General features: G+C 43.3%; 5 protein-coding genes and 1 pseudogene. 2 read left to right on the plus strand and 4 right to left on the minus strand.

All coding sequences use genetic code 11. The annotated features are described in order from the left end of the window. Nucleotides 1–230: 230 nt before the first annotated feature. Nucleotides 231–683 (minus strand): hypothetical protein, encoded by a 453-nt coding sequence (locus G493_RS0122205; RefSeq protein ID WP_028582132.1) that lies wholly within the window; start codon nucleotides 681–683, stop codon nucleotides 231–233. Nucleotides 684–1,126: 443 nt separating this feature from the next. Between G493_RS0122205 and G493_RS34930 the strand changes: the two are divergent. After that, a pseudogene (locus G493_RS34930) lies at nucleotides 1,127–1,283 on the plus strand (reverse transcriptase domain-containing protein); the annotation flags it as partial. A 727-nt stretch (nucleotides 1,284–2,010) separates the two neighbouring features. Here the strand turns inward: G493_RS34930 and G493_RS0122210 are convergent. The 3 genes from G493_RS0122210 to G493_RS0122225 all read right to left on the minus strand — a co-directional run bounded on the left by G493_RS0122210 (nucleotide 2,011) and on the right by G493_RS0122225 (nucleotide 3,904). Further along, entirely contained in the window at nucleotides 2,011–2,334 is a 324-nt protein-coding gene (locus tag G493_RS0122210) for a HigA family addiction module antitoxin (RefSeq protein WP_028582133.1), read from the minus strand. Nucleotides 2,335–2,571: 237 nt separating this feature from the next. Further along, nucleotides 2,572–3,270, minus strand: coding sequence for a class I SAM-dependent methyltransferase (locus tag G493_RS0122220; RefSeq protein ID WP_028582134.1), 699 nt, complete (start codon nucleotides 3,268–3,270; stop codon nucleotides 2,572–2,574). Between the two features lie 157 nt (nucleotides 3,271–3,427). Continuing rightward, entirely contained in the window at nucleotides 3,428–3,904 is a 477-nt protein-coding gene (locus tag G493_RS0122225; protein WP_028582135.1) for a GNAT family N-acetyltransferase, read from the minus strand. A gap of 499 nt (nucleotides 3,905–4,403) precedes the next feature. Between G493_RS0122225 and G493_RS30790 the strand changes: the two genes are divergently transcribed. Then, nucleotides 4,404–4,602, plus strand: a 199-nt coding sequence (locus tag G493_RS30790) for a transposase family protein (protein WP_035275662.1), incomplete at its 3' end; no start/stop codon positions are given.

A 4,602-nucleotide genomic window follows, 5' to 3' on the forward strand; every position in this document is an offset into this window, starting at 1 on the left:
AAAAGACGCAAAAATCTTTTGTCAGAACACTGCTACGCATGGTCGCGTAGGGGAACCGGGATGGGCGCTGTGATAATTTCCAGGAAACTTTAGCTATTTATGTACTCGCACTGCAATGATGCATAATCAAGGTGTTCGGCCCGCACCGTGATTCATGGCAAAGAAGTCGCAATGAACGTAGAGCTCACCGGTCTTGTAACCCGGGCTAAAACCTAAACTTTCACAGAACCTTACCGTTTCGAAAATAGTTGTTTGGGAGCCAATAGCGCAATAAAAATTCCCATAGCAGGATAAATAATCCATTTTTCGAGACTCTGAACCAACACAACATCGAAAGGGTTGCCGGTTACAATGCCCATGATCGGCATACGTAACAGATTATCGCCCACAAATAATAGCAACACTCCGAATATAGCGCCCTTGAATATTGTATTTCGGCTCGGCAACTTATCTTGTATCAGCATATAGACCAGAACTTTCCCGAATGCTGGTATTAAAGCTGTAAGTGATGCTATGGCAACCACCCAGTTTGGATAGGGCTGCATGATTACATCATTAAGGCGGCCACCTTCCGCAGCATTTTGTACATATTCGATTGCAATCCCTTGTCCATATAGAACGTGGATTAAAAAACCTATGGCAGCCGCAAGAGTCGTTGCAGCTGCTATTCTAACCCAATACATTTTGACTCCTAATCGCGGTGTTGGCCAGCGCAAGCAGGCGGAGCTTGGTTGTGATGTTTACGGTGTCTGATCAAGCTCCTGGTGGTTCGCGCGGCATGGGTATAATTTTATGGGATACAAACCCCCTGTATGTGGATCCTATTTCTGTTTAATTACAGAAGCATAAATATTAGTCGAAGGCAAGGGTAGTCTCGTGAGGGACTGTCTGTGGAGCGCCGGATGTGGATAACATGCCTCTTGACGACGTCATGGCCTATGCTTGGGAACACTGGCCGGATACTTGTGCATCCATTTTTGCAGACAGCTATAAACCGTAACCGTTCAAGAGAGTAGAGATCCCAAAGGCAACAGGTGGTACTCGCCTTATGGGGATACCTGCTGTACTTGGTTGGTCATTGCATCCGCGAGAGATACCGCGTGGCTGCCTTCATGATACCCGCAAGGGTGTTCCGCAAGGCGGTCCACCTTTACCATTGTTCAGTAACATCCTCCTGGATGAGCTAAACAAGGAACTGGAGGGACAAAGCCACCCCCTTTGTCCGCTATGTCGATGACTTCGTCATATTAGTGAAGAGTCGTCGGGCGGGTGAACGGGTGATGGTAAGGGGCGAGAGGAATAATAAATATCCAAAAAAAATCAGTAGGATATCTGTTTGGCAACGTTGTCGCGTCAATGGTTCCATACTGGTCGTGTTGAGCGATTGACGCGATAATGTTACCGAGTTGAGAGACAAGCAAGATTGGATAATTTATTGTTTCCGTGACCCTAAGTATCAGACGGTTTCCGGAAAAGAAGCTTAAGCTCAAAGTCAACCAGGAGAGGAGTAAGGTGCTTCATATCCGCTACATATCCACTTCAGGTATTTATGCAGAGCACTAAATCCGATGGTACAGTCAGCAGTGTATTGGGATTGGATCTTCCATGTTAATCTCCAGGACCGGGTAGGTCGGAGGCCTTGCGACCTCCTTTCCCTTCAGAACCGTATACGCGAGTTTCCCAGCATACGGTTCAAGCACTCTTTAAGACTTATTCTGATAGAATAGTCCGGTTCTACATATTGCCTGCAAAGGCAATATGCCCACAAGCCACCTTCGCAATACACATGTAAGGCCTTTATCCATATACTTAAGGATGGAAACGCACCAGTCCCAATTGACTGTCATTTGCCTTTCCTCATAAAAGAGGTTTCTTAAATTTTCTCACGATTGAGCACCCGCATAAATGTTGCCTGGATTGGCAGCCGAACCGCCGTATACGCGATCCGTACGTACGGTGGTGTGGGAGGGACGGTTAGCGATGGCAGTTCCTATCCCTATGTGTGATATTCTAATTTTTTCTTTGATCGGATTTTTTACTGAACGGTTTAATATCGTTAAGAGTTTTATCTTCGGGCTGTTTTGTTTTATACAGGTCACACCTTAATTGTAAATTCATCCAAAAATCTTCGGATACACCAAAGAATTTTGCTAAACGAAGAGCTGTGCTCGGAGTAATACCTCGTTTTTTATTTATAATTTCATTTATCCGCTGATAAGGAACATGTATTGAGTCTGCAAGATCTTTTTGGGTTATACCCATGGGGCTCAAAAACTCTTCTATAAGCATTTCACCTGGATGTGTTGGTTCTCTGTGAGTCGGTACTCTTACCATAACTAACCTCTATAATTTCAACTAGATCAGGCCCATAGTCAGACCAAACAAAGTTTTTAGTGTTAGCAGCGTTCCCAAATGCCAAAAAGAGTGCAAAAACTACTCGATGGCTATCTTGGCAGCTGAAGTATATTTTTCAGTATTTTTAGATATTTATCTGGAAATATCTGAACGTGCTGCTGCACCGGGCCCGCGCTGTCTGCGGGTCCGGTGCAGCAGGTGGTTGTGCCCATATTTTTATTTGTAAAGTCTTGCGAGAAACTCTTTTTCATTTGTTTCAATGAGTCTCTCTATTGACCAGTTCTCTTTTGCGGCTATTTCTGAAAATTGTTTATAATCTATGTGTAACCAACGCATCCATGGCCCTATTTTATCCCCAAAAGATAAACGGAACTCCTGTTCGCCTGGATATTTGTTTGAATCGGTATTGCAGCAATTTGTTGATTCATCGATAGAATTGGCCAATATTTGCCCGCCAGACGTTAGGAGCGATTCACATTTTTCAAGCAAAACTGTGAGCCTATTAATTGTTTTGCAAATTCCGATGTTATGTCCGAGCATGAGTATGGTGTCGTATGTTTCATTATCGAACTCAAAAAAATCACAGAGCCGAATGTCTTTAACTCCTCGCTCTTTCATTATCTGAGTAGCTTGAAGGTTGACATCTATCGCTGTGACATCGAAACCTTGATTTTGAAGCTCCAATGCATGAACTCCAGTTCCAGCACCAACAATCAATACACGACCTCGACAATAAGCAACAACCTCTTCTGTTGGATAAAAATTACCATTACCTCGAAAAAATATAGCAACCGGGATACTCTTTTTTCGTCCGTCTTTGTGCTCTTGAAGGAGGATAGAACCCTTATCTCCTTCCCAGTAAGCCATTAATGCTTCGCCTAGCGGCTCAAGTTCCAGGTTTTTATTTCTCTTCATTTTTTTGCTATCTTCACATCATGCTTTTATTTGCACAATCGCGTTGCTTGACGCAGTCAGCACCGCGAATCATGGCGACGAAGTCGCCATGAACAGCGGGCGTAACCGGGCGACAGCCGCAGACTGGCGATCCGCGTTGACGCACTGGTTAGCGATTTTATAGTTTTAATACCAAGTATGGGGTTGTTCGGTTTTTTATTGTTGAGGGATATTCTATCAAATATATGCAACCCATTTTTTCGTAAAAACCTTTGGCATGCGGGTCAGACAAAATTCCAAGCTCAGCAATGCCTCTTTTCAAGCACCTTAGCCGTAGGTGGTTGAAAAGCTGCGCTCCGATACCCTTGCCAATAGTTTGTGGTTCGATAAACATGTGCTCAAGCCAAAAACCCTTTTTAATTATTATGCCGGACACTTCCAGATCATCTTGGAGCTCAACAATGGAATAATAACCAACAAGGGAGCCATTAACCTCATACACGACCACATCATTTTGATTAATATATTCAGGAGTTATTGTTAATTCCTTGGACCACACCTCGAAAAAAGATGTCGGATAACCCCAGTACCCTTTTGATTCAAAAGAGAGCTTAGTTAAAGACTCTGCATCTGAAATTTCTGCTATCCTTATCATGTACCGGCACCGCTAACGTTTGAAATAAGGGGCAAAAAGGAACGTACCTTGTTGATGACGCCAGAAACACTGGCATTGCCGAAGCCAAGTGGCCTGTGCCCCTTTTTGTCCCTCTTTATTGATTTGTTATCTTTTTGCATCAAAATATCAGTATGTTACCCGCAAATGTAGCGTTTTCCCTTACGGGCGAGAACCTTCCATTCTCCGTCAATATTTTTAAGACTATATTCTTCGGTAGAATAGCAATCTGAGCCCCTATACTCAACATTTGCTGTGACTTTTGCAGTGTTTTTGGTGATAGTGATGGCTTTGAACTTAATTATTACTGGCCGTGACGGTTCTTTTGTTTTTTTAATTTTGCACAGGGCATAGGTCTCCAGGGCAATCGCATGGGTAATAACCTATACTCAAGCAAATAGTCTACTTTCTTTTATCGTCTTAACAGGTTACATAGTTTTCTTCGTCACCCCTGATAACTCGGATTTAAAAAAGATTACAGATGAAGAAACAAGCAAGCTCTCTTTTTGTGAAACACTTTTCCACCTTAGATGACCCCAGAGATACGGATCAAATCAAACATAACCTGCTCGATATTCTTGTAATTGCCATCTGCGGTACCATTTGCGGTGCAGATGGCTGGAAACCCATTCAAGAATACGGACTTGCCAAGCAAGAATGGTTGAGCACCTTTCTTGATT

It is taken from the genome of Desulfogranum japonicum DSM 18378 (assembly GCF_000429945.1).
GTDB classification, from domain to species: Bacteria; Desulfobacterota; Desulfobulbia; order Desulfobulbales; family Desulfobulbaceae; genus Desulfogranum; species Desulfogranum japonicum.

Coding starts and splice junctions, on each gene's coding strand:
- G493_RS0122205 (WP_028582132.1), bottom strand. CDS start 683: ATGTATTGGGTTAGAATAGCAGCTGCAACGACTCTTGCGGCTGCCATA.
- G493_RS0122210 (WP_028582133.1), bottom strand. CDS start 2,334: ATGGTAAGAGTACCGACTCACAGAGAACCAACACATCCAGGTGAAATG.
- G493_RS0122220 (WP_028582134.1), bottom strand. CDS start 3,270: ATGAAGAGAAATAAAAACCTGGAACTTGAGCCGCTAGGCGAAGCATTA.
- G493_RS0122225 (WP_028582135.1), bottom strand. CDS start 3,904: ATGATAAGGATAGCAGAAATTTCAGATGCAGAGTCTTTAACTAAGCTC.